The sequence below is a fragment of the Sphingorhabdus pulchriflava genome (genome assembly GCF_003367235.1).
In the GTDB taxonomy this organism is placed as follows: domain Bacteria; phylum Pseudomonadota; class Alphaproteobacteria; order Sphingomonadales; family Sphingomonadaceae; genus Sphingorhabdus_B; species Sphingorhabdus_B pulchriflava.
Genome location: NZ_QRGP01000001.1, coordinates 2,039,629 through 2,065,111 on the forward strand (window position 1 = coordinate 2,039,629; position 25,483 = coordinate 2,065,111).

The 25,483-nt window shown below is 57.4% G+C and carries 22 protein-coding genes and 1 other RNA gene; 10 read left to right on the forward strand and 13 right to left on the reverse strand.

The features are described from left to right. Nucleotides 1–173 precede the first annotated feature (173 nt). On the forward strand, nucleotides 174–2,852 hold the full coding sequence (acnA, locus tag DXH95_RS10135; RefSeq protein WP_115549203.1) for an aconitate hydratase AcnA: 2,679 nt from the start codon (nucleotides 174–176) through the stop codon (nucleotides 2,850–2,852). A 56-nt stretch (nucleotides 2,853–2,908) separates the two neighbouring features. Here acnA and DXH95_RS10140 read toward each other — a convergent pair whose 3' ends face one another. From DXH95_RS10140 to DXH95_RS10165, 6 genes are all read right to left on the reverse strand, one after another. Continuing rightward, the gene (locus DXH95_RS10140; RefSeq protein WP_115549527.1) at nucleotides 2,909–4,765 is read right to left on the reverse strand and encodes an acetyl/propionyl/methylcrotonyl-CoA carboxylase subunit alpha; all 1,857 of its coding nucleotides are present in this window, start codon (nucleotides 4,763–4,765) and stop codon (nucleotides 2,909–2,911) included. Between the two features lie 5 nt (nucleotides 4,766–4,770). Continuing rightward, nucleotides 4,771–6,369, reverse strand: a complete 1,599-nt coding sequence (locus DXH95_RS10145; protein ID WP_115549204.1) for a carboxyl transferase domain-containing protein — start codon at nucleotides 6,367–6,369, stop codon at nucleotides 4,771–4,773. Nucleotides 6,370–6,422: 53 nt separating this feature from the next. After that, the gene (locus tag DXH95_RS10150) at nucleotides 6,423–8,027 is read right to left on the reverse strand and encodes an AbgT family transporter (RefSeq protein WP_115549528.1); all 1,605 of its coding nucleotides are present in this window, start codon (nucleotides 8,025–8,027) and stop codon (nucleotides 6,423–6,425) included. Between the two features lie 74 nt (nucleotides 8,028–8,101). Then, nucleotides 8,102–8,521: a 6,7-dimethyl-8-ribityllumazine synthase gene (ribH, locus tag DXH95_RS10155; protein WP_115549205.1), complete on the reverse strand. Its 420-nt coding sequence runs from the start codon at nucleotides 8,519–8,521 to the stop codon at nucleotides 8,102–8,104. Between the two features lie 5 nt (nucleotides 8,522–8,526). Then, nucleotides 8,527–9,792: a 3,4-dihydroxy-2-butanone-4-phosphate synthase gene (gene ribB, locus DXH95_RS10160; RefSeq protein ID WP_115549206.1), complete on the reverse strand. Its 1,266-nt coding sequence runs from the start codon at nucleotides 9,790–9,792 to the stop codon at nucleotides 8,527–8,529. A gap of 108 nt (nucleotides 9,793–9,900) precedes the next feature. Then, complete coding sequence (locus tag DXH95_RS10165) at nucleotides 9,901–10,512, reverse strand: TetR/AcrR family transcriptional regulator (RefSeq protein ID WP_181883631.1); 612 nt, start codon at nucleotides 10,510–10,512, stop codon at nucleotides 9,901–9,903. Nucleotides 10,513–10,564: 52 nt separating this feature from the next. Here DXH95_RS10165 and DXH95_RS10170 point away from each other — a divergent pair, with 52 nt between their 5' ends. After that, entirely contained in the window at nucleotides 10,565–12,001 is a 1,437-nt protein-coding gene (locus DXH95_RS10170) for an 8'-apo-carotenoid 13,14-cleaving dioxygenase (protein ID WP_115549207.1), read from the forward strand. A gap of 71 nt (nucleotides 12,002–12,072) precedes the next feature. On the opposite strand, the gene DXH95_RS10175 is transcribed toward DXH95_RS10170, so the two are convergent. Both DXH95_RS10175 and ffs read right to left on the reverse strand, forming a co-directional pair. After that, a complete protein-coding gene (locus DXH95_RS10175) occupies nucleotides 12,073–12,942 on the reverse strand; it encodes an OmpA family protein (RefSeq protein ID WP_115549208.1) in 870 nt (289 codons plus the stop codon). Nucleotides 12,943–13,203: 261 nt separating this feature from the next. After that, nucleotides 13,204–13,298, reverse strand: an RNA gene (gene ffs / locus DXH95_RS10180) — signal recognition particle sRNA small type. Between the two features lie 168 nt (nucleotides 13,299–13,466). Between ffs and DXH95_RS10185 the strand changes: the two genes are divergently transcribed. Further along, nucleotides 13,467–13,811, forward strand: coding sequence for a PilZ domain-containing protein (locus tag DXH95_RS10185; RefSeq protein WP_115549209.1), 345 nt, complete (start codon nucleotides 13,467–13,469; stop codon nucleotides 13,809–13,811). 2 nt (nucleotides 13,812–13,813) lie between these two features. Here DXH95_RS10185 and DXH95_RS10190 read toward each other — a convergent pair whose 3' ends face one another. Both DXH95_RS10190 and DXH95_RS10195 read right to left on the reverse strand, forming a co-directional pair. Beyond that, nucleotides 13,814–14,824, reverse strand: a complete 1,011-nt coding sequence (locus DXH95_RS10190) for an inorganic phosphate transporter (RefSeq protein WP_115549210.1) — start codon at nucleotides 14,822–14,824, stop codon at nucleotides 13,814–13,816. A 14-nt stretch (nucleotides 14,825–14,838) separates the two neighbouring features. Continuing rightward, a complete protein-coding gene (locus DXH95_RS10195; RefSeq protein WP_115549211.1) occupies nucleotides 14,839–15,483 on the reverse strand; it encodes a DUF47 domain-containing protein in 645 nt (214 codons plus the stop codon). A 192-nt stretch (nucleotides 15,484–15,675) separates the two neighbouring features. On the opposite strand from DXH95_RS10195, the gene DXH95_RS10200 reads away from it, so the two are divergent. The 7 genes from DXH95_RS10200 (at nucleotide 15,676) to phoB (ending at nucleotide 22,217) form a co-directional block, all read left to right on the forward strand. Beyond that, nucleotides 15,676–16,656 carry a sensor histidine kinase gene (locus DXH95_RS10200; RefSeq protein ID WP_115549212.1) on the forward strand — a complete coding sequence of 327 codons (981 nt, stop codon included), beginning with the start codon at nucleotides 15,676–15,678 and terminating at the stop codon, nucleotides 16,654–16,656. Between the two features lie 76 nt (nucleotides 16,657–16,732). Next, on the forward strand, nucleotides 16,733–17,782 hold the full coding sequence (locus tag DXH95_RS10205) for a substrate-binding domain-containing protein (RefSeq protein WP_115549213.1): 1,050 nt from the start codon (nucleotides 16,733–16,735) through the stop codon (nucleotides 17,780–17,782). Nucleotides 17,783–17,800: 18 nt separating this feature from the next. After that, nucleotides 17,801–19,183 carry a phosphate ABC transporter permease subunit PstC gene (gene pstC, locus DXH95_RS10210; protein ID WP_115549214.1) on the forward strand — a complete coding sequence of 461 codons (1,383 nt, stop codon included), beginning with the start codon at nucleotides 17,801–17,803 and terminating at the stop codon, nucleotides 19,181–19,183. Further along, the gene (gene pstA, locus DXH95_RS10215; RefSeq protein WP_115549215.1) at nucleotides 19,176–20,057 is read left to right on the forward strand and encodes a phosphate ABC transporter permease PstA; all 882 of its coding nucleotides are present in this window, start codon (nucleotides 19,176–19,178) and stop codon (nucleotides 20,055–20,057) included. Before pstC ends, pstA begins: the two co-directional genes overlap by 8 nt. A 4-nt stretch (nucleotides 20,058–20,061) precedes the next feature. After that, a complete protein-coding gene (gene pstB / locus DXH95_RS10220) occupies nucleotides 20,062–20,832 on the forward strand; it encodes a phosphate ABC transporter ATP-binding protein PstB (RefSeq protein ID WP_115549216.1) in 771 nt (256 codons plus the stop codon). A 9-nt stretch (nucleotides 20,833–20,841) separates the two neighbouring features. Further along, nucleotides 20,842–21,537, forward strand: coding sequence for a phosphate signaling complex protein PhoU (gene phoU / locus DXH95_RS10225; protein WP_115549217.1), 696 nt, complete (start codon nucleotides 20,842–20,844; stop codon nucleotides 21,535–21,537). Further along, entirely contained in the window at nucleotides 21,534–22,217 is a 684-nt protein-coding gene (gene phoB / locus DXH95_RS10230; RefSeq protein WP_115549218.1) for a phosphate regulon transcriptional regulator PhoB, read from the forward strand. Before phoU ends, phoB begins: the two co-directional genes overlap by 4 nt. 3 nt (nucleotides 22,218–22,220) lie before the next feature. Here phoB and DXH95_RS10235 read toward each other — a convergent pair whose 3' ends face one another. The 3 genes from DXH95_RS10235 to DXH95_RS10245 form a co-directional block, all read right to left on the reverse strand. Next, the gene (locus tag DXH95_RS10235; protein WP_115549219.1) at nucleotides 22,221–22,769 is read right to left on the reverse strand and encodes an rRNA large subunit pseudouridine synthase E; all 549 of its coding nucleotides are present in this window, start codon (nucleotides 22,767–22,769) and stop codon (nucleotides 22,221–22,223) included. A 4-nt stretch (nucleotides 22,770–22,773) separates the two neighbouring features. After that, nucleotides 22,774–23,361: a rhomboid family intramembrane serine protease gene (locus tag DXH95_RS10240; protein WP_115549220.1), complete on the reverse strand. Its 588-nt coding sequence runs from the start codon at nucleotides 23,359–23,361 to the stop codon at nucleotides 22,774–22,776. Between the two features lie 73 nt (nucleotides 23,362–23,434). After that, nucleotides 23,435–25,372, reverse strand: a complete 1,938-nt coding sequence (locus tag DXH95_RS10245; RefSeq protein WP_115549221.1) for a potassium transporter Kup — start codon at nucleotides 25,370–25,372, stop codon at nucleotides 23,435–23,437. Nucleotides 25,373–25,483 lie beyond the last annotated feature (111 nt).

A 25,483-nucleotide genomic window follows, 5' to 3' on the forward strand; every position in this document is an offset into this window, starting at 1 on the left:
CCCCTCTTGCCCCTGCCCCCCCATCGCGCTAAGGCGCCCGCGATAGTCGAATCTCCCGCTTCTGCGCTGGTTTGACGGCCCTCACCGACCGGTTTTCGCGCTGGCGGTTTACAGCAGGCGCCGTCTTCCCCAATCCCGCGCATGGGCACCGAACACAGAAGGGGTAATTTACCATGACCGCCGTTGGACAAGACTCGCTTGGCACCCGCTCGACGTTGAACGTCGGGGGCAAATCCTATGCCTATTATTCCTTGAAAAAGGCGGCGGAAAAGCTGGGCGATGTGTCGCGCCTGCCGTTCAGCATGAAGGTGCTGCTCGAAAATCTGCTGCGCTTTGAAGATGGCGGCTTCACCGTTTCCACCGCCGATGCGCAGGCACTGGTCGATTGGCAGAAGAACCCGAGCGAAAGCCAGAATGAAATCCAGTATCGCCCCGCGCGCGTGCTGTTGCAGGATTTCACCGGCGTGCCTTGCGTGGTTGACCTCGCGGCGATGCGCGATGCGATTGCGAAGCTGGGCGGCGATACCAGCAAGATCAACCCGCTGGTCCCCGTCCACCTCGTCATCGACCACTCGGTGATGGTCGACGAATTCGGCCACCCCAAGGCGTTCGAACAGAATGTGGAAATCGAATATTACCGCAATGGCGAACGCTATGACTTCCTGAAATGGGGTTCGAAATCGCTGGATAACTTCAAAGCGGTTCCCCCGGGCACCGGCATCTGCCACCAGGTGAACCTTGAACATATCGCGCAGGCGGTGTGGACCTCGACCGATCAGGATGGCGCAACCGTCGCCTACCCCGACACCTGCGTGGGCACCGACAGCCACACCACGATGATCAACGGCCTGGGCGTGCTCGGCTGGGGCGTAGGCGGCATCGAGGCAGAAGCCGCGATGCTGGGCCAGCCGGTATCGATGCTGATCCCCGAAGTTGTCGGTTTCAAGCTGACCGGATCGCTGGCCGAAGGCATCACCGCGACCGACCTTGTGCTCACCTGCACCCAGATGCTGCGTGCGCATGGCGTGGTTGGCCGCTTCGTCGAATATTATGGCCCGGGCCTTGCCTCGCTGACGCTCGCCGATCGCGCGACGCTCGCCAATATGGCACCCGAATATGGCGCGACCTGCGGCTTCTTCGGGATCGACGACAAGACGCTCGATTATATGCGCCTGACGGGCCGCAGCGAAGAGGCTGTTGCGCTCGCCGAGGCCTATGCCAAGGAGCAGGGTTTCTGGATCGATCCTTCGGTTGAGCCGATTTTCTCCTCGACGCTCGAACTCGACATGTCGACCGTGCAGCCTTCGCTCGCCGGGCCGAAGCGGCCGCAGGACAAGGTCGTGCTGCAGCAAGTCGACGATGTGTTCAATGCGGACCTCGCCGAAGTCTACAAGCATGACGGCTTCAAGCGCGTGCCTGTCGAGGGCAAGAGCCACGACATCGGCGACGGCGACGTTGTGATTGCGGCGATTACCTCGTGCACCAACACCTCGAACCCGGGCGTGCTGGTGGCCGCCGGCCTTGTCGCAAAGAAGGCGAATGAGCGCGGGCTGAAGCCCAAGCCTTGGGTGAAGACCTCGCTCGCGCCGGGATCGCAGGTTGTCACCGACTATCTGGTGAAGGCTGGCCTGCAGGAGCATCTCGACGCGGTTGGCTTCAACCTGGTCGGCTATGGCTGCACCACCTGCATCGGCAACTCCGGCCCGCTGGCCGAGCCGATTTCGAAGGCGATCAACGGCAATGATATTGTCGCCGCCAGCGTGATTTCGGGCAACCGCAACTTCGAAGGCCGCGTCTCGCCCGACGTGCGCGCAAACTTCCTGGCATCGCCGCCGCTGGTCGTCGCTTATGCGCTCAAGGGCACGGTGACCGAGGATTTCACCACCACCCCGATCGGCAAAGGTTCCGACGGTGCGGACGTGTACCTCAAGGATATTTGGCCTTCAAATCAGGAGATTAACGACCTGATGACCGCCAATGTCAGCCGCGACATGTTCCTCAGCCGTTATGCGACGGTCTATCAGGGCGACGAACATTGGCAGGCGATCCAGGTCGAGGGGTCGGAAACCTACCAGTGGCGCGCAGGCAGCACCTATGTCGCCAACCCGCCCTATTTCGAGGGGATGAGCATGACCCCGGCCCCGGTTTCGGACATCATCGAAGCCAAGCCGCTCGCCATCCTCGGCGATTCGATCACCACCGACCACATCAGCCCCGCCGGCAGCATCAAGGCAGACAGTCCCGCCGGAAAATGGCTTATGGAACATCAGGTTAGCAAATCCGACTTCAACAGCTACGGCGCCCGCCGCGGCCACCATGAGGTGATGATGAGGGGCACGCTGGCGAATATAAGAATCAAGAACGAAATGGTCCCCGGAATCGAAGGCGGCATGTCGCGTTACGGCGATGGTCCGGCCGAGCCGATTTACGACGTCGCCATGAAGCATAAGGCCGATGGCACCGCGATGATCATTGTTGCAGGCAAGGAATATGGTACGGGTTCATCGCGCGACTGGGCGGCGAAGGGCACAAACCTGCTCGGCGTCAAGGCTGTGATCGTCGAAAGCTTCGAGCGTATCCACCGTTCGAACCTCGTCGGCATGGGTGTACTGCCGCTGCAGTTCAAGGAAGGCGAAAACCGCCAGAGCCTTGGCCTCAATGGCGATTGCAGCTTTACAATCACCGGCGTCGCCAATCTGAAGCCGCGCCAGACGGTGACGGTCAAGGTCATCCGCAAGGATGGCTCGACCTTCAATTTTGACGCGCTCTGCCGCATCGATACCGCCAACGAGCTCGAATATTTCCTCAACGGCGGCATTTTGCACTATGTGCTTCGGAAGTTGGCTGCCTGATCAGCCGCCACCCATAAGAGTTAAGAGGGCCGCGTCACTCGCGGCCCTTTTTTGTTTCAGGCTGCGTCTTCGATCCGCACCAGCAACGCCTCGACCTGCACCTGCGCACCGGCGACGGCGTTAAGCTCTGCCACCACGCCATCAAAGGGCGCGGTAAGCGTGTGCTCCATCTTCATCGCTTCAAGGGTGAGGAGTTTCTGCCCCTTGGTCACAGTCTGCCCTGCCGCCACATCAACCGCTATGATGCGCCCCGGCATGGGGGAGAGGATCGTGCCGTCACCTGCAACCCCGCCATGCGCGCCTTCATGGCGGTCGAGCGTGTAGCGGCGGGCAAAGCCGCCAGTAAAAGCGAGCACATCGCGAGCAGGTTCGGCAGCATTCACTTCGTCGAGAGGCACTTCATAGACAGCGCCCGCATCATCGCGCAGCCGAGCAACCGCATGCGGGGCCGCGTTCAGGCGGAAGCCGAGTGCACCGCTCCACGGCCCTTCGCCGGGGCTGGCGGCGAGCAAAGCTGCGACTTCGGTCAGTTCCTCAACCTCGGCCTCAATCGGGTGCACCAGTTCATCGCCATCGCGCCCGATCAGGCCGGTATCGACATCGCCTGACAGAAACTCCGGATGGCGCAGCAAATTGCCGAGGAATCCGGCATTGGTGCGCACCGGCCAGACTTCGGTGTCGTCAATGCCCGCCTCGAGCCGTGCGATAGCCTCGTCGCGAGTAGAACCATGGGCGATCAGCTTGGCGATCATCGGATCGTAGAATGGTGAGACTTCGCCGCCCTGCTCCACCCCGGTATCAACGCGCAGACTATCGGGCAGCACCAGATGTTCGAGCTTGCCGATTGAGGGGAGAAAGCCCCTCTCCGGATCCTCGGCATAGAGCCGCGCCTCCATCGCCCAGCCGTTGATGCCAAGCTGTGCCTGCGTCAGCGGAAGTCGCTCTCCTGAAGCAACGCGCAACTGCCATTCGACCAGATCGACGCCGGTAATCGCTTCAGTCACCGGATGTTCGACCTGCAGGCGGGTGTTCATTTCCATGAACCAGATGCGATCGGCGCGAAGCCCTTCGCTGGCATCAGCAATGAACTCGATCGTGCCCGCCCCGACATAGTCGACCGCCTCGGCGGCGCGAACGGCGGCGGCGCAGAGCGCCTCGCGCGTTGCGGCATTCATACCCGGCGCGGGGGCTTCCTCGATCACCTTCTGGTGGCGGCGCTGCAGCGAGCAGTCGCGTTCGAACAGGTGGACGATCTGGCCGTGACTGTCACCGAACACCTGCACCTCGATATGGCGCGGGCGCTGGATATATTTCTCGATCAGCACATGATCGTTACCGAACGAAGCCGCAGCTTCCCGACGGCAACTGGCGAGGGCATCGGCAAAATCCTCCGGCCGTTCGACCAGCCGCATCCCCTTGCCACCGCCGCCTGCAACCGCCTTGATCAGCACCGGATAGCCAATGCCGTCGGCCTGAATGGCGAGGAAGCCCGGGTCCTGATTGCTGCCCATATAGCCCGGCGTCACCGGAACGCCCGCTTGCTGCATCAACTGCTTGGCCGCATCTTTCAGGCCCATTGCAGTTATGCTCGCAGGATTGGGTCCAACCCAAACCAGCCCGGCATTGATAACACGCTGCGCAAATTCGGCATTTTCGGAGAGAAAGCCATAACCCGGATGGATTGCCTCCGCGCCAGTTACGCGGGCAATGTCGATGATCTTCTCACCCACCAGATAGCTTTCACGCGCTGCGGAAGCACCGATATGCACGGCATCGTCCGCCATTCGCACATGCAGCGCATTGGCATCGGCATCCGAATACACCGCAATGGTACGGATACCCATGGCGCGTGCGGTGCGAATGATCCGGCAAGCAATTTCGCCGCGGTTGGCGATGAGGAGGGATTCGATCATCTGCATTACATCCTGAACACGCCAAAACCGCGCTCTTCAACTGGAGCATTCAGCGTCGCTGCCAGCGCCAGCCCGAGCACATCGCGGGTCTGCGCGGGGTCGATTACCCCGTCATCCCACAACCGCGCGGTCGCATAATAGGGGTTGCCTTCATCCTCATATTTCTGGCGGATCGGGGCCTTGAAGGCTTCGGCCTGTTCGGGGCTCCAGCTTGCGGCATCGCGGTGAACCGTGGCGAGGACGCTGGCTGCCTGTTCGCCGCCCATCACGCTGATCCGCGCATTGGGCCAGCTGAACAGGAATCGCGGCGAGTAAGCCCGCCCGCACATGCCATAATTGCCCGCGCCAAAGCTGCCTCCGATCAACACGGTGATCTTGGGCACGGTCGCGGTGGCGACGGCAGTGACGAGCTTTGCGCCATGCTTCGCAATCCCCTCCGCCTCATATTTGCCGCCGACCATGAAGCCCGAAATATTCTGCAGGAACAGCAGCGGAATTTTGCGTTGCTGCGCTAGTTCAATGAAATGCGCGCCCTTTTGTGCGCTCTCGCTGAACAGCACACCGTTATTGGCAAGGATCGCGACCGGCATGCCCCAGATATGGGCAAAGCCGCAGACAAGCGTGCTGCCATAGAGCGCCTTGAACTCATGGAACTCGCTGCCGTCGACCAACCGCGCAATTACCTCATGCACGTCATAAGGCGCGCGGACATCTTCGGGGATGATGCCGTAAAGTTCCTGCGGGTCATATTTGGGCGGGCGAGGCTCACGCTTTTCGACCTTGAACCCGTCATTCGCGCACAAATGGCTGACGATATCGCGCACAATGGTCAGCGCATGTTCGTCATTTTCCGCCAGATGATCGACCACACCCGATTTCTTGGCATGCAGGTCACCCCCGCCCAGATCCTCTGCGCTGATCTCCTCCCCTGTCGCGGCCTTCACCAATGGCGGACCAGCGAGGAATATGGTGCCCTGTTTCTTCACGATCACCGTCTCGTCGGACATAGCAGGCACATAAGCGCCGCCTGCGGTGCAGCTGCCCATCACGCAGGCAATCTGCGGAATGGCTTTCGCCGACATATTCGCCTGGTTGAAGAAGATGCGACCGAAATGTTCGCGGTCCGGAAACACCTCTGCCTGATGCGGCAGGTTCGCTCCGCCGCTGTCAACGAGGTAAATGCACGGCAACCGGTTCTCCATCGCGATTTCCTGCGCACGGAGGTGCTTTTTCACTGTCAGCGGATAATAAGTGCCGCCCTTCACGGTCGCGTCATTGCACACAATCATGCACTCGCGGCCCGAAACGCGGCCGATGCCGGTGATCAGGCTCGCGCCATGCACATCGCCTTCATACATGCCATTGGCGACCAGCTGGCCGATCTCGAGAAACGGCGCGCCGGGATCGAGCAACCGTTCGACACGATCCCTCGGAAGCAGCTTTCCACGCGCCACATGGCGCTCGCGATGCTGCTCGGGCCCACCCAACGCAGCTTGCGCCACCTTGGATCGCAATTCGTCCGCCAGCGCGCGATTATGCGCAGCGCGGGCAAGGATTGCCGGATCGTCGGCATTGTAGCTGGTCGATAGGACAGGTGCGGTCATGCCCCCATCTATAAACGGTTGCACGACGAGCGAAACGTAATTTTATTACGCCGTTATTGAAGGACACCACCGGGTGGTGTGTAATGCACCTGCGCCCCCGGCCCGAGAGGCAAATCGAGTGCGACCCAGCCCACCGTCATCGCAATGCCCGCCGCCATGAAACACAGCGCATAAGGCAGCATCAACGACAACAAGGTTCCAACGCCCACATCACCATCCCAGCGCCGGGCAAAGGCAAGGATGAGCGGGAAATAGCTCATCAGCGGAGTCATGATGTTGGTGTAGCTATCACCCATGCGATAGGCGGCTGTAGTCATTTCAGGACTGATCCCCAGAAGCATGAACATCGGCACGACCACCGGAGCGAGCGCGCTCCACTTTGCGCTGGCCGAGCCGATGAAGAGATCGAGAACGGAGGAAAGCAGCAACACACTGACCAGCAGAAACGGCGCGCTAAGGCCGAAGTCTTTCAAGAAAATCGCCCCATCAATGGCCAGAATTGGCCCGAGGCGTGACCAGTTGAACATCGCCACGAAATGCGCGGCGAAGAAGACAAACACGATATAGGGCGCCATCGACCTGATGCCGTCTTGCATCATGCGAAGTGCGTCATTGCTCGATTTCACGCTGCCCGAGCCAATGCCGAAAGCAAGACCGGTGCTAACGAACAAAAGGAAAAAGCCAGCAATCAGCGCAGAATAGAAAGGCTGCATCTGCGCCGTCCCTTCCTTCGCTTCATCAAGCAGCGGGGTGTATCCCGGCGCAAGCGCAAGCGCAGCAAAAGCTCCGACGACCAGTAGCGCGGTCAGCCCTGCAAGTCGCAAACCCTTGCGCTCAGCAGGCGTAATGTCCGATTTCGCCAGCTCGGCACGTAATTCATCATCGGGCTCCTTACCCCACACACCCAGACGTGGCTCAATAATCCGGTCGGTGACGAACCAGATGATTGGCGTAAAGACTATCACGATCGACAGGATGAACCACCAGTTGCCGACAGGGTTCATCGTCCAGCCCGGTTCCACAATGCGCGCTGCCTCTTGCGTGAAACCGAACAGGAGCACGTCGATCTGCCCTGGGGTGATGTTCCCCGCATAGCCACCCGAGACCGCCGCAAAGGCCGCAACCAGTCCCACCAGCGGATGCCGACCGACAGCGGCATACAAAATCGCCGCTAGCGGGATGAACACGACATAGGCAGCATCGGATGCATGATGGGAAACCATGCCGATAATGGCCACCAGCGGCGTCATGATGGCGCGCGGCGCATTGCGCAGCGAACCCCGTATCAGCGCCGAAAACAGACCCGCCTTTTCGGCAACCGAAGCGCCCAACACAATGACCAACACCAAACCCAAAGGCGCAAAACTCGACATGGTCTTTGGCATCTCGGTCAGTAGCCGCGCGATATTCTCTTCGTTGAACAGGCTGGTCGCGCGATAGGTAAGCACGCCATCCTTGAGTTCGCCCCATTGCGGCGCTTCCTTGCCTGTATAGGGCAGCGAGGCGGACCAGCCGAGCCACGCCCCTACCTGCGAGAGGATCATCAGGAAGAGGATGAGCCACACGAAAATCATGATCGGATCGGGCAGCTTGTTGCCGAGCCGCTCGATCATGTTGAGAAAGCCGCGCTGGCGGATCAGGTCTTGGGAACTGGTCATTCGGACATCCATAAATGTTTAGCCCGCCAAATATATGGCAGGCTAAATGCTAATGTCCCCGAATGAAACCCGCCCTAGCCGAAACGGTTGCGCAGGTCCAGCAGGGCTATTGCAGCCTTCGCTGCCTCGCCGCCTTTGTCCTTTTGCTTGGGATCGGCGCGCACCAGCGCTTGCTCTTCATTTTCAACCGTCAGGATGCCATTGCCGATCGCTACGCCATCCATGGTCAGCGCCATGATGCCACGCGCGCTTTCGCCAGCGACGATTTCGAAATGATAAGTCTCGCCGCGAATGACCACGCCAATTGCTACAAAGCCATCATACAAGTCGCTCTGGTCGGCCAGCGCGATGGCACCAGGAATTTCAAGAGCGCCCGGAACAGTGATAACTTCAACCTCATGACCAGCAGCCTTGAGTGCAGCACTTGCGCCCGCAACCAGCATGTCGTTCAAATGGTCGTAGAAACGCGCTTCAACGATCAGGAATTTTGCCATTATTCTTACTCCGGAATGGGGCGTTCGCCGACGACACGGATGCCATAGCCTTCAAGGCCGACAACGGTGCGGTGCGAATTGGTGAGCAGCGTCATATCGTGCACACCCAAATCGGCAAGGATTTGCGCACCGATGCCATAGACGCGCAACTCGCTACCGTCCGTGGTGCCACCAACTTCGTGCTGCAGGCTCTGCGGACCGCTGGGCATCAGCACGACGATCAATCCGCGCCCCTCCCTGCCGATTTCGGCCATGCAACGCTGCAGCGTCCGCTTGCGCGGGCCCGAACGACCCAGAACATCATCGAAGATCGAAATGGCGTGCATGCGCACTAGTGTCGGTTCATCGGGCAACACCTTGCCCTTTTGCAGAACGACATTGGTGCTGCCGTCGATCTTGTTGCGATAGGTCATCGCGCGCCAATCGCCGCCATAGTCGGATTGGAAGGCACTCTCGCTTGCCTTTTCAACCAGATGGTCATTGCGCATGCGATATTCGATCAAGTCGCGGATCGTGCCCATCTTCAGCTTGTGCATGCGGGCGAAGGCGACAAGATCGTCCATCCGCGCCATCGTGCCGTCGTCCTTCATGATCTCACAGATCACGCCGGAGGGATTGAGGCCAGCCAAACGGCTGATATCGACGGCGGCCTCGGTATGGCCTGCCCGCACCAGCACGCCACCATCGCGCGCGGTCAGCGGAAAAACATGGCCGGGCGATACAATATCCTCCGGCCCTTTGGAGGCATCGACTGCAACCGAGATGGTCCGCGCACGGTCAGCAGCGCTGATCCCAGTGGTGACACCCTCTTTTGCCTCAATCGAAACGGTGAAGGCGGTTTCCATACTCTCGCGATTCTCGCTTGCCATCGGCGCGAGGCCTAGCTGGTTGCAGCGCGCCTTGGTCATCGCCAGACAGATCAGGCCACGACCGTGCGTCGCCATGAAGTTGATTGCATCGGGCGTCGCCATCTGCGCGGGGATGATAAGGTCGCCCTCATTTTCCCGGTCTTCGTCATCCACGAGGATGTACATGCGACCATTGCGCGCCTCCTCGATGATTTCCTCGATGGGCACCAACGCAGGCGTATCATCGTTCGAAAAGAGGTAGCTTTCCAGCTTGCGCAGCGTCTCCGCCGTCGGGTTCCAATCCGGCGCATCGAGATCGCGCAGCGTATTGGCATGAAGGCCAGCGGCGCGCGCAAGGCCCGAGCGTGATAGCCCGCCTTCGGTAACTAGGTGGCGGAGTTTTTCGATCAATTGGGTCGACATTTCACATTTCCATGAGAATCACGCCCCTGAATTGGAGCCAATCCGAGTCTGATTTCACATCATGATGTGAATGTCAAAGCACAATCATCACATTGTGCTATTTATTCGTCAGGTAGCAATCCCCACCGACATGCTGTCGATCACCGCATCAATCAGCGCATCATTGGTCGGTACCTGATTATCGAGCATCAGCATTGCCAAGCCATGGACGATCGACCAGGCACGCAAGGCTGCGATCCGCCTCTGCTCCGGCGAAGCGCCTTCCGGGGTGAGGCTGGCGATATTGTCGCGCAACAATTGTAGCGCGCTGTTGTCACGGCCCTCAGGCATGTCGAGAAAATCGACCGCCTGCCGTGTCGTCATCATCATCCGGAACAGCGTCGGATTATCAAGCGCGAAACGCACATAGGCTCGTCCCACCGCATCGAAGCCAGCGCGGCCGCCGCCCGATCTTTGCATCGCCTCCAGCTGCAACCGCCCGAGTTCGCGCCCGCCCTCATCACATAGCGCACCGAGCAACGCAGCTTTATCCGGAAAATGCCGGTAAACTGCTGTCGCGCTGACCCCCACCATGCGCGCGATTTCGCGCAGGCTCACATCTTCTGCGCTGCGGGTTTTCAACAGTCCCAACCCCGCCTGCACAAGCGCCGAGCGCAAGTCGCCATGATGGTAGCCGCGCTTGTCATTTTTAATGTTGACACTGTTATCATTAGCACTCATGTTATCGCCGTAAACATTGCCGAGTCGAATAGCAAGACAGAGGAGAACAGATATGGCCAGCGCAGTCGAAACCCTCATTCGCGGAGCCGTCACCAAGGGCGTGATGAAGGTCGCGGAATTTAATCGCGAACACCGCAAAGCCCCGGCTGAGCCCAATCCCTATCTGTCGGGCATTCACGCGCCGATGGACACCGAACTCTCACTCGACTCTTTACGCGTCACGGGCGCGATCCCGGTCGAACTTGACGGACGCTACATTCGCATCGGCCCTAATCCGATCAACCCGAACCCCGCCGCCTATCACTGGTTCATGGGTGACGGCATGGTGCATGGCGTGCGACTTCAAGGCGGTAAGGCGCTCTGGTATCGCAATCGCTGGATTCGCTCGAATGCAGTCAGCGCCGCGCTGGGTGAGCCCAACGCCCCCGGCAAGCGCGCCGAGCGATTTGACACCGTCAATACCAATGTCCTTGGCCACGCTGGGCAGACTTGGGCGATTGTCGAGGCTGGCGGTTTCCCCGTGCGCATTGACGAAGAACTCAACACGATCGCGCACGATCCCTTTGGCGGCACGTTACATTATGCCTTTTCGGCGCACCCCCATCTTGATCCGGACAGCGGCGAAATGCATGCGATTTGCTACAAGGGCGATGTGCAGGACACGATCTGGCATGTTGTCGTTGACGCAAGCGGTAAGGTTGTCCGCGAGGAACCCGTTACTGTCGTCCATGGCCCGATGATCCATGACTGCATGATCACTAAAAGCTATGTCATCGTCCTCGATCTGCCCTGCACTTTCTCGATGAAAGCACTGATTTCCGGACATCCCTTTCCCTATCGCTGGAACCCCGATCATAAAGCGCGGGTCGGCCTGTTGCCGCGCAACGGCAAGGGAGAGGACACGATCTGGTGCGATGTCGAGCCCTGCTATGTTTTCCACCCGTGCAACGGCTATGAAACCGACGATGGAAATGTCATTCTGGACGTCTGCGCCCATGACCAGATGTTCCGTCCCGATGCCTCCGGCCCCGATTCAACCCGCGTGCCTCTCGAACGCTGGACCATCGATCCGGCCGAGAAACGGGTCGAACGTCAAGTTATCGACGAAGAGTCGCAGGAATTCCCCCGGCCCAACGAAAACCGGATCGGTAAATCCTATCGCTATGCCTATACGATGGCTCTGCCTGACGGGTTCGACGCAGCCTCTCCCAACCAGTCGAAACTGTTCAAGCATGATCTGGAGGCCGGGGGAAAGCAGGTGCATGATTTCGGCGCGGGTCTCATACCCGGCGAGTTTGTCTTCGTGCCACGCGACGGAGGGGCTGCGGAAGATGACGGTTGGCTGATGGGCTATGTCGTTAACATAGCCGAACAAACCACCGACCTCGTAATTCTGAATGCGCAGAATTTTGATGGTCCGCCAATTGCGATCGTGCATATTCCGCACCGCATCCCGCCTGGCTTCCATGGCAATTGGGTGCCTGCCTGAGCATAAGGCCTAACTTTGTGGGTAACGATTGAGCAAAAATGGTGGGGTGGGTAGGGCCCACCCCATCCAGGTCAAATCCCGTCGACGCTTTTGCTGACAAGGATATTGACGGCAACGCGGCGATTTTGCGCCTTGCCTTCTTCGGTGCTGTTATCCGCGACTGGATCGGATTCAGCCATACCGGTCGGCGTCAACATGCGATACGGAGCCCAGCGGCATTTCTGTTGCAAATGGTTGATGACACTGTTCGCACGGCGCTCACTGAGCATCTGGTTATAGTCTTCGCTGCCGACTGAGTCGGTATAGCCGACAACAAGCAGCAGAGCGTTGCTGGTTGAATCGGCCTGAGCTGCAGCTGCACAAAGCTCATCCTTCGCCTGCGCAGACAGCGCCCATTTTCCAGTGTCGAAATAGACGTTGGTTGTGCCCTTGATGTTATATTTGTCGATGTCACCCATGCGTCCGCGCAGCGCCTCGGTCGCGGCCGCCTGCTCACCAAATCGCTGGTCGGTGCCATTGTAGATCATATTGGCGGTCTTGAAATCACCTTTGCGGAAACTGATGTGGCTAGCCAGCAAACCCTCGCTCCACTGCAACGTCTTGACAGTTACGGGCAAGCCGTTGAGCAAAGCAGCTGTTCCCAGCTTGCTCTTACCGCCAAATAGTCCGCTACTCGTCTTGATCTTGGTCGCCTCACTGATCGCGATGACGGTACTGTTGCCATCCGCAGTCGTGATCTTGATCCTGTCATCGTTGCGCGCAGAGATGATGCCCTTAATTTCCGGCCCCTTGGGCATTGTTGCCGGGTCGGGAATGGGCGTACCATTGACTACGATATTCGGCTCGGTTGCGTCCTGCTGCGCCGACAAGCTAGCCGACGCCGAAATTGCAAGCGCTGAAACAAGGACGAGGCGTCCTGTCTTTTGGAAAACAACACGCATTGAGAACTACTCCTTCTACCTGCCCCTGCCAATTTGCCTGTTGTGACAAACCTTGCTGGTGTATGAACAGGTTTTAGCAGATTCATTCTTCTGCCGATAGTAAGAGCGGTTGGTGCGACAAGCCGAATGTCGCGCTTCTCTGATGCCGACGAAATTTCGCACGCATAAAGACAAGCTAGAAGAATGCAGCATCATACCATTTCGACCACACACTCGGCGATTGCTCAGCGATTGCCGAAACAGCTGCATATGTTCCTGCTGGAAATAGGAGCCGGATGACCCGCCGAAAAATCGTTACGGCTGCTTCCGTCAGGATCTGACCGGGTTGGCGACGACAGCGCCCATCCGACTCCCGCAGCGCATATGGCAGCGAAGTCCTGCATTTTCAAGCACGGTCATTTTTTCGAATAATATTCGGGGAAAAGCAGCATGTTGGCTGGTTTAGTCTTTGTTATCCATTCTTAGTTGCCCCGCATTAACCCTGACCACGCAATGTGCGCGTTCAACTGGCAGGATTTCCGTCAATGATTGTACCAAGCACAATCGACCCCACTTCGCTTCGCTACGACAGCGCAGCTCTTGAAGATCGCTGCGCACCGCGCATCAAGATTCGCATACCGGCATTGCTGCGCCAATCGGGAAACACAGGTTTCGCAGTTGTTGTGACCGATTTGTCGATTGCAGGGTTTCAATGCGAAGCCCTGACCGGAATGCCAGCGGGCGCGCGTTGCTGGCTCGCGCTTCCTGGGCTTTCACCAATCCAGGCAGAGCTGATTTGGAACAATGGGCGCGCAGTTGGCTGCGCATTCACCAATTTGCTCAACGAAGCAGTACTTGACTCGATCCTCAAGCGCTTCATCGTCGGCTGATTTCAGAATAATCGGGTCAGTAGATAGAAACTGGCCCCTACGGCGGCCGACGCTGGAACCGTCAATATCCATGCAGTCAGCAAATTGCTGGCGACTCCCCATCGTACCGCAGACGCACGCCGCGCGGTCCCGGCGCCGATGACAGCCCCCGTAATCGTGTGTGTTGTCGACACCGGTATGCCCATCGCGGAGGCGCTGAACAGCATGATCGAACCTCCCAATGACGCGCTGAAACCCTGGTGCTGCGAAAGCCGGGTAATCTTTGTCCCCATAGTCTCGATTATCTTCCAGCCACCACAAGCTGTGCCAAGGCCAATCGCGACATAACAGCTGATTGCCACCCAGTGCGGGACATGAAATTCGCCCTGCATGTAACCAGTCGAATAGAGCAGCACTGCTATGATCCCCATTGTTTTTTGAGCATCGTTCAACCCGTGGCTGAGCGAATAGGCCGCGGACGACAGGATGTGCATCACCTTCATCCCGCCTTCGGCTTTGCTGGCAGTTGCGTTGCGCAGGGCCCACGAACTGACGAGCATGACCAGCATAGCCAAAATCATGCCTAAAGTCGGCGACAGGAAAATAAACAGGACAGTCTTATTGAGGCCCGCCCATTGCACAGCACCAAAGCCATTTGCCGCCACGCCTGAACCAATCAATCCACCGACAAGGGCATGCGACGATGAGGATGGAATTCCCTTTACCCAGGTCAGTATGTTCCAGAACATCGCGCCGCAAAGAGCGCCGAAAACAACGGCTGGTGTCACCAGATCCTTGTCGATCAAGCCTTTGCCAATCGTGTCGGCGACCTTATGCAACCAGGGAAAGTAGAGCGTCAGGAAATAGGCCGCAAAATTGAAGAAGGCGGCAAACATGACCGCATGAAACGGCTTCAACAGCTTGGTCGAAACTATAGTAGCAATCGAATTGGCGGCGTCATGCAGTCCGTTCAGAAAATCGAACAACAGCGCAAGGATAACCAGCCCGACGAGCAGCGGAAAGGCGATTTCCATATGTGCCTCCCAGATCAGGCGTGGTCGATCACGAGGCCGTCAATTTGGTTCGCGACATCTTCAAACTTATCACAGACCTTTTCGAGGTGGCGGTAGATTTCGTTGACGACAACGAATTGAGTCGGGTCGGTTTTGCCATGTTCAACGAAGGCGTTGCGTAGCCCGTCAAAGTTCAACTTGTCGGCTTCGCCTTCCAGTTTGACAAGGCGTGCCGTCATTTCATGCAGCGGCTTTGCATTTGCGGTAACGTCGCGCAACAGCGGAAGCGCCTGATCGATGATCGTCGACGCCTCAACAATGATATCGGCCATCCCCACCATCTCGGGTGTAAAAGTCGAAACGTCATAAAGCTCAACAGCACCGGCAGTCTGTTGCATCTGGTCGACCGCATCGTCCATCACGCCAATCAACGCCGTAATAGATCCGCGATCAAATGGCGTCAGGAATATGCGACGGACATCTTGCAGCACATCGCGAATAATATCATCGGCCTTATGCTCTTCGTCCTCGATAGTCTTGATGTGAACGGCAATGTCGGGTCCACCGCGCACAAGTTTGGCCAGCGCTTGCGAGCTGGCAACAATCGTTTTGCCATGCGCTTCAAACTGTTCGAAAAAATTGCCGGTGCGCGGCAGCAGCTTTTGAAACCAAGCGAACATATTTCCCCCTGAACGCTAAAAATTCCGGGGCGCGAATCGCCCTCTTGCGATGTCATCTAGTTGTAACCTTTCCGTCATTATATGGTAACATTCAAATGCCCAGAATTATTCACTGTTGTCCGTGTCAATCGCTGTGTCCGCGTTGCACAACTTCCCGATTGAGGAAATCGCCCTTTCGCTTAGAATGTATTTATGGACGAATTTGCGAACCAACTGCTGTCATTGATAGAGATCCCGATTGTGCTGATTCAGGGGGATAGGATTAGCTTTGCCAATTCAGCGGCCAAAACCTTGCTTGGCGGCCATATTGAGGGGCAGGATATCCGCATCGCCCTGCGCGATCCCGAAGCACTCAAGCTGGTCAAATCGCCAGAAGGGGGACGAGCCCAGATCACAGGCCTATCCGTTCGCGGCAGCGTCTGGGAAATGGTGTGCAGTCCGCTTGCCAACAACAACCGTCTGATTTCGCTTAGGGACAAATCGGTGCAGGTCAGCGTAGCGCGTGCGCATGCCGATTTTGTCGCCAATGCGAGCCATGAACTGCGCACCCCGTTGACTGCGATATTGGGATATGTCGAAACGCTGTCCGACCCAAAGGCGGGCGAAGATTTAGTAACCCGTCAGCGCTTTCTCGACATCATCAAGCGCGAAGCAACACGTATGCAGGCGTTGGTGTCCGACCTGATGTCGCTTTCGCGTATCGAGGCGGTGCGCCACGAGGTGCCATCGGACGAAGTCGAAATGGTCAGCCTTTGCAGGGAAGTCATTGGCGAGCGTTTGCGCGAATCCGAAGTGGAATTCAGCAGCAATGTCGACAAGGTGATTGCAACGGGCGATCATGCGCAATTGGCGCAGGTTGTTCGCAACCTTGTAGATAATGCCGAGAAATATGGCCGATCCGATGTCGGCACAAAGGTGCGGCTCGAATCGAGCGACAGGGGTTGGCTGACATTGACTGTGACCGACCATGGCGAGGGCATCGCACCCGAACATTTGCCCAGACTGACCGAGCGCTTCTATCGCGCTGACACCGGACGCAGCCGCGCGGCCGGCGGAACAGGACTTGGTCTAGCAATCGTCAAACATATCGTCGAACGCCACCGCGGAAGGTTCGACATAAGCAGCCGGCAAGGTGAAGGTACAACCGCGACTATCATGCTTCCTCAGAGTTAATTGAGCACGAGTCTCAAAACTGTAACATGATTGTCGCATTTGGCGGGCCAGTCACAAAAGTGAAAGGTGTTTTGCAATGCGTAAATGGGGTCTTATCGCAATGGCGTCTGCCACTGCTCTTACAGTTTCAGCATGCGGCGGCAGCGGCTCGGGTGGCAGTGAAAATCGCGACTTCCTGCGCGTTGTCGGCTCGTCGACCGTATATCCTTTCGCAACCGCAGTTTCTGAAGCGACTGCGAAAGCCAATCCCGACATGAAGTCACCGGTGATCGAATCGACCGGCACTGGTGCAGGCATGAAGTTGTTCTGCGGCGGTGTGGGAGCCCAACACCCCGATATCGAAATGGCTTCGCGCCGAATTAAGAAGTCAGAATTTGAAGATTGCGTCAAAAACGGAGTAAAGGACATCATAGAGGTCCAGGTCGGTCTTGACGGTATCGCCTTTGCCGAAGCCACCGCAGGCCCCGAAATGAAGCTGACACCCGAAGACGTCTATAAGGCGCTCGCCGCCAATCCGTTCGGCAAGCCGCAGGCGGCGAAAAACTGGAGCGATGTAAATCCTGCGCTTCCAGCCATCCCCATCGTCGTTTACGGCCCGCCGTCGACTTCGGGCACCCGCGATGCGCTCGCCGAATTGATCCTGACCAAGGGCTGTGAAACCGACCCTGCCATGAAGGCGCTGAAAGACAGTGACAAGGATAAACACAAGGATCTGTGCACCAAGGTGCGCACCGATGGTGCCTATGTCGAGCAGGGCGAAAACGACAACCTGATCGTGCAGAAGATCGCCGCCAACCCGAAAGCTATCGGCATTTTCGGCTTCTCTTTCCTCGAAGAGAACATGACAAAAATCAAAGGCATTCCGATGTCGGGCGTCATGCCAACTTATGCCAGCGTTTCGGATTTCTCCTATCCAGGCGCACGCCCACTTTACCTTTACGTAAAAGCGGCCCATGTGAAGGCAATCAAGTCGGTTACGCCGTTCCTTAACGAATTTGCGAAGGCATGGGGTACCGATGGCTATCTGAAAGCCAAGGGTATGGTTGTCGCTCCCGAAGATGTCCGCACAAAAAATGCTGACATTGTCTCGAAAATGACATTGATGGATGCCAGCGGCCTGAAATAAGCGGGAAAGCTGGGGGCAATGCCAATATCCTTTGTTTTGATTTGTGTATTTGGCCTGGGCGCTATCGCCTGGGCCATCGCACGTGCACGTTCGGCGCATTTCGCGCCGGTTTCGGGCAAGCTGAAACTGGCATTGCCTAGCCACTATGGTGTGTATGCGGCAATCTGGGCGATTGTTCCTGCACTGATTATCGCATGGCTATGGTCGCTAATTTCACCGGGACTGGTTCATGGAGCAATCCTTGCGGACCCTGCAGCGGCGCAACTTCCGGCCTTCGAGTTCGAACGCAACACCATTTTGAACGAAGCTTTTGCGTTGGCTCAAAATCCTGACGCGTTTGCCTCTAGCCCAATAGCCCAGCAGCTGGCCCCAGCCATCGCTGCAGCACAGACCAAGTTCGGCTGGATCGGCGCCGCACTCTCGATGTTGGCTGCATTTGCCGGCATGGCTTTCGGTTATACGCGGGTCAAAGCCGGATTCCCCGCGCGCACGAAAATCGAACGGATCGTACTGGGTGCATTGCTGCTCGCCTCCTTCGTCGCCGTTATCACGACAGTCGGCATCATCGCCTCACTGATATTTGAATCCGCGCGCTTCTTTTCGATGGTTAGCCCAATCGATTTTCTGTTCGGCACCAACTGGACCCCCGACACAATGTCCTCGCCGACATCGGACATGGGAGACGATCTAGGAGCCGTACCGCTTTTTTGGGGTACTTTCTTCATCGGTGCAGTGATCGCTATGATTGTTGCGATTCCCTTTGGATTGATGAGCGCAATCTATCTGACGCAATATGCTAGCCCGCGCGCGCGCAGCATTTTGAAGCCAATGCTGGAAATCCTCGCCGGGATACCGACGGTGGTTTATGGCTATTTTGCAGCGTTGACCGCTGCCCCGTTCATTCGCGATCTGGCCAATGCCATCGGCATCACCAATGCATCGACCGAAAGCGCGCTGGCCGCGGGTCTGGTGATGGGCGTGATGATCATTCCTTTCGTTTCATCGATGGCCGACGACAGCATCGCCGCCGTTCCACAGGCGATGCGCGACGGGTCACTCGCCATGGGTGCGACCACTTCGGAAACGATCAAAAAGGTTCTTATCCCGGCCGCGTTACCAGGTATCGTCGCGGGCATCATGCTGGCAATCAGCCGCGCGATTGGCGAAACCATGATCGTTTACATGGCGGCTGGGGCTTCAGCCAATCTGTCTGCCAATCCCTTCGAACGCATGACGACGGTAACGTACCAGATCGCAGCCCTTCTGACCGGCGAAGGTAGCTTTGACCATCCGACCACATTGTCGGCGTTCGCCCTCGGGTTGGTGCTGTTCATCGTCACGCTCATCCTCAACATCATCGCACTGCGCGTCGTGAAGCGCTTCCGGGAGGCTTATGAGTAACTGGCAATCCCCCGAAGCGACCGCACGCCTCAACAAGCGCTATGCCGCCGAGCGCCGTTTCAAACTGCTTGGCCTGGCTGCCATCGTTTTGTCGATGCTGTTCCTGGCCGTGTTGCTGTTCACGATGCTTAAAAACGGCATCTCCGGGATCGACTGGTCATTCCTCTCAGGATCGGATTCAACCGATCCATCAACCGCAGGCGTGTGGAGTGCGGTAAAGGGCTCCATATTGACGATGCTGGTAACGCTGGCGCTAGCTTTCCCGATGGGCGTGTTGGCCGCTATATATCTTGAGGAATTTGCCCCGCGTTCGCGGTGGGTCGATTGGATTGAGGTATCAATCAACAATCTGGCCGCGGTCCCTTCAATCATCTTCGGGCTTCTGGGTCTAGCCGTTTTCATCCAGTTTTTGCAACTGCCCCGATCCTCACCGCTGGTGGGCGGGATGACCTTGGCATTGATGACAATGCCGGTCATTGTCATCTCCGGACGCAACGCCATTCAAGCGGTTCCGCCGTCGATCCGCGATGCGGCGCTCGCTGTCGGAGCAAGCAAGGTCCAGACAGTATTTCACCACGTCCTGCCGCTGGCACTGCCGGGCATATTGACTGGTACAATTATCGGCATGGCACGTGCGTTGGGTGAAACTGCGCCGCTGCTGATGATTGGCATGCGTGCGTTTGTATCAACTCCGCCGGGAAGTGTTACCGATCCGTCGTCGGTATTGCCGATGCAGATATTCCTGTGGTCGGACGAAGTCGATCAGGGCTTTGTCCAGAACACATCTGCAGCGATTATTGTGCTATTATTCGTGCTGATCGCCATGAACGGCGTCGCCATCTACCTCCGCAACAAGTTCGAGACCCGTTGGTAAAAACATGTCAGAAAACTCCACGCTCAAAATTTCCGCGCGCGACGTCAATGTCTTCTATGGCGACAAGCAAGCGATCCGCGACGTCTCGATCGATATTGCGACCGAGCATGTGACGGCCTTTATTGGTCCGTCGGGTTGCGGCAAATCGACTTTCCTGCGGACGCTGAACCGTATGAACGACACCATCGCCGGATGCCGCATTGATGGCGAAATCAAGCTCGACGGTGAAGACATCTACTCTAGCGGAATGGACGTGGTGCAGTTGCGCGCGCGCGTCGGCATGGTTTTCCAGAAACCGAACCCCTTCCCCAAGTCGATCTATGAAAATGTCGCATACGGCCCACGCATTCATGGACTCGCCGCCAGCAAGGCAGACATGGACGCGATTGTGGAAAAATCGTTGCGTCGCGCAGGCCTGTGGGACGAAGTCAAGGACCGTTTGAACGATGCGGGCACAGCATTGTCAGGCGGCCAGCAACAACGACTCTGCATTGCGCGTGCCATCGCTGTTAGTCCTGAAGTCATCCTGATGGATGAGCCCTGCTCGGCGCTCGACCCGATCGCCACCGCTCGTATCGAAGAGCTCATCGATGATCTGAAGGGCCGTTACGCCATCGTAATCGTGACTCACTCGATGCAACAGGCAGCGCGCGTCTCGCAGCGCACCGCCTTTTTCCATCTGGGTTCGATGGTCGAATATGGCGAAACCTCAACCATCTTCACCAACCCGCGCGAAGAGCGCACCAAAGACTATATCACCGGTCGTTACGGATAAGGACCCGACATGGCAGAAAACCATACCGTCAAAGCATTCGACGAGGATATCAGCAAGCTGCGCGGCCTGATCGCCGAAATGGGCGGCTTAGCCGAGGTCGCCATTGCAGATGCCGTCGACGCCCTCAGCCGCCGCGACGAAGCCAAGGCTCAACTGGTGGTTGCTGCGGATGCCAAGCTTGACGCGCTGGAAGCAGAAGTCGACCAACTCGCTATTCGCATCATCGCACTACGCGCGCCGATGGCCGATGATCTTCGGGACGTGATTGCCGCATTAAAAATATCCGGTGTCGTCGAACGTATCGGAGACTATGCCAAGAACATCGCAAAGCGTGTGAAAGAATTGAATTCAAAAGGCTCGATCGAGCCTTTGACACTGATCCCTGCGATGGCAGATATCGCCCAAGGCATGGTGCGAGATGTGCTGAATGCTTATGCTGCGCGCGATTCCCAGCTGGCGATGGAAGTGATTGCACGCGACGAGAAACTAGACAATTTCTACAACAGTCTTTTCCGGAATCTGGTGTCGCACATGATGGAAAATCCAGCCACCATCAGCACAGCTGCGCATTTACTATTTGTTGCCCGCAATCTGGAGCGGATCGGCGACCATGCAACCAACGTTGCCGAGATGGTCTATTATGCGGCCACCGGAAGCTATTTCACCGACCGTACAGTCCAGGTTCGCATCGAGGATGACGAATGACCCCAAAAATCCTGATTGTCGAGGATGAACCGGCGCTTGCCGAATTGCTTTCGTGGAATTTTGAAAGCGCTGGATTTGCCGTCCAGCAAACTGCGGATGGCGAAGAAGCGCTCTTGCTAGCACAGGAGTTCGGACCTGACATTATCATCCTCGACTGGATGATCGAGCAATTGCCCGGCATTGAAGTTTGCCGGCGCCTTCGCCGCGGCAAGGAAACCGCTGCAATCCCGATCATCATGCTGACTGCGCGCGGTGAAGAAGAAGACCGAATTCGCGGCCTCGAAACTGGTGCTGACGACTATATCACCAAACCCTTCTCTCCGCGTGAACTGCGGGCGCGGGTAGAGGCCGTCCTGCGCAGGACACGTCCTGCGGTTACCGGCAGCACGCTCGTGGTGGGCGATCTTGAGCTTGATCCGATTGCAGTGCGGGTAAGGCGTGACGGCGCGCAAATTGCACTGGGCCCCACAGAATTCCGTCTGCTCCGCCATTTCATGGAACGTCCCGGCAGGGCCCAGTCGCGCAGCCAGCTGCTCGATGCGGTTTGGGGGCATGATAGCGATATCGAATTGCGCACCGTCGACGTCCATATCCGCCGCCTGCGCAGCGCGATTGAAGTTGCTGGCAAGGGCGATCCCATCCGCACGATCCGCTCGGTCGGCTACGCACTTGATGGCTAAAAACTAAACCTGGATTTTGCGCCATTCCCCCGGCGCAAGCCCCTCAACTGTCCAGTCGCCTATCGACCAGCGCACCAGCCGAAGTGTGGGAAACCCAACCGCCGCAGTCATCCGCCGCACCTGCCGGTTGCGCCCTTCACTTATGGTCAGCTTGATCCAGCAATCGGGCACCGATTTGCGAAAGCGGACAGGCGGATTGCGCGGCCATAGTTGCGGTTCATCGATGTGCTCAGCCTCCGCAGGCAGGGTCAGGCCGTCCTTCAGCAGCACGCCGTTGTGCAACTGCCGAAGTGCTGCATCGTCAATGTCGCCCTCGATCTGCACCAGATAGGTTTTGGGCATCTTGAACTTCGGTTCTGTTATCCGCGCCTGCAGTTTTCCATCGTCGGTCAGCAGCAATAGACCTTCGCTATCGCGATCAAGCCTGCCTGCAGGATAGACGTACGGCACCTTGATGTGATCCGAAAGCGTCGCCCGCGCTCCGTCGCTGCCACGGTCGGTGAATTGCGACAGCACACCATAGGGCTTGTTGAACAGGATCAGCCGGGACATGCGATCAAGACCAGAATTTCAGTTCGCCAGTGTTTTGCACGGAAGACGCAAGCTGACGGGGTTCTTTGGATAACAGGGCGGCTGCAATCACGCCCGACAGCGCGCCGAACAGATGCGATTCAAAGGAAATATAGCTATCGACCGGCAGCACGCCAAAGACCATGCCGCCGTAGAAGAATGTCACCGCCAAACTGATAGCTATGTTCCGCCAGCTGCGATCAAACCAGGCCAGCGCGATGACAAGACTCCAAAGCCCGAAGATCCAGCCGCTTGCGCCAATATGGATGTTATCGCGTGCCAGCAACCAGACGAGCGCGCCGGTGATCATAATGATCAGCAGACTGGCTTTTAGAAAATAGCGGATTCCATTGAGCAGACAAATCGCCGCAAGCACGATGAAGGAAGCGAGATTTCCAAAAAGATGGCCGAAGTCCGCATGCAGCCATGGGGCAGTGAAAATAGTGTAAGCACTTTCCGCATTCCGCGGGTCGATACCAAAGCTAAGCAATGCGCCACCCAGCGCGAGGTTCAATATATGCAACGCAATCATCAGTGCGCATATCGCTGCCAGAACTGAAATGCGTTTTGCCATCGCAGATGATGTAAGGGCTATAGTTCCAAATACCAACAAAAAGGGCCGGAGAGTTTCCCCTCCGGCCTTGCACTCAAACCACCAGTTGCGCGCCTAGTGCAACAATCCGGTTCGAGGGAATCTGAAAAAATTCCGCGGGATTATAGGCATTTCGCTGCAGGAAAATGAGGATCATATCCTGCCAGATGGGCAAACCTTCGTCCTTTGATGCCGACAGCACGTTGCGCCCGACAAAATAGCTTGTCGTCATCGGGTTAAGCTTGTCCATGCCTTTGGGGATTGCGGCCGCCAGATCATTCGGCACATCAGGCGTATCCATGAATCCATAGCGAAGGATCACGCGCGCGAAGTCTTCGTTCACGATTGTATATTCCGCGCGCTGGTCGGCTGGCACATGCGGCACGCCCGACGTGCGAACCGTCAGCACCAGATTGCGGGCGTGCAGTACACGATTGTGTTTCAGATTGTGCAGGATTGTACCCGGCACGCCGTCCGGATTGGCTGAGAGATAAACAGCTGTCCCATCAACCCGCGACGGCGGGCGCTTGGCCAGCGTTGCGGCGAGTTCGGCCAGCGTCATCGTCCCTTCATTCTCTTTTTCGTCGATTACACGCTTGCCGCGCACCCAGATCCAGATGATCAGGCAGATGAATGCACCGACCGCCAAAGGTACCCAACCGCCATCAACAACACGGAGGATATTGGCACCGAAGAAGATAAAGTCGATCGTCAGGAACGGAACAATCACCAGCAGCGACTTTGCGAGACTCCATTTCCAAAGCTTGTGCACCACGACAAAGGCGAGGCACGTCGTAACGACCATCGTGCCAGTTACCGCAATGCCATAAGCCGAGGCCATGGACGACGAATTGCGGAACTGCACGACCAGCAGCCAAACGCCCAGCAAGAGCATCCAGTTGATCGCCGGAATGTAAATTTGACCAGAGCTGCCCGGCGACGTTTGAACAATTTTCATGCGCGGAAGCAGCCCAAGCTGAATGGCTTGCTGGGTCAACGAATAGGCGCCGGTGATTACGGCTTGGCTCGCGATAATCGTTGCAAGCCCCGCCAGAATGATGAGCGGGACGCGCAGAAATTCCGGCGACATCAGGAAGAACCAGTCGCGCGTTTCCAACGCTATACCTGCCGCCTGTGCCTCACGCAACGCTGCCATGGCAAAGGCGCCCTGACCAAAATAGTTTAGTGCCAGTGCAGGGAACACCAAAGCAAACCAGGCCAGTCGAATAGGGAAACGACCGAAATGGCCCATGTCCGCGGTCAGCGCCTCGGCACCGGTAACGGTCAGAAAGACAGAGCCAAGAACGATCAGCCCGATCATCCCGTTGCTGGTGAGGAAAGAAACGGCATGGTGCGGCGAAAGTGCGCCCAAAATGCTTGGGTAATCCGAGATGTGCATCGCGCCCAATCCGCCGATGGCCAGAAACCAGACGACGCAGATCGGGCCGAACAGTTTGGAGACGGCAGCCGTTCCGCGAAATTGAATGGCAAACAGCGCGATGAGGATCACCAGCGTGATATTGATGATGACTTGTTCGGAGATATTCTCGCCGATGCCGGGGATGGTCTTCGTGCCCTCAACTGCCGAGAGAACCGAGAGCGCAGGCGTGATGATAGCGTCGCCATAAAACAGCGCAGCACCCACGGCACCGAGCGCCAATACCGCGCCTTTGCGCCCACCAATGCCGCGACCGGCAAGCGCCAAGAGTGCAAGCACACCGCCTTCGCCGTCATTGTCGGCACGCATCAGGAAGATTACATATTTGACCGTGACGACGAGGATCAGCGACCAGAGCGCGAGGCTGAGGACGCCAAATATCGCCGCTTCCTGAATGCCGCTGGTCGACGAGTGATGCAGCGCTTCTCGAAAGGCGTATAGCGGGCTGGTTCCGATATCACCGAAAACCACCCCAATGGCGCCAATGGTGAGGGCCGCGAGCGAATGTTTGTGAATGTCTTGAGAATCAACTGAACCCGAATGCGTATCATGCATGACCGGAAACCTCTGTTGTGGGGCGGCGGCAAATACGCTTCTTATTTTGCAATGCAACAGAAATCTGAGAGCATTTTTTTCTATTAATTACTATGCATTTATGGTCGCATT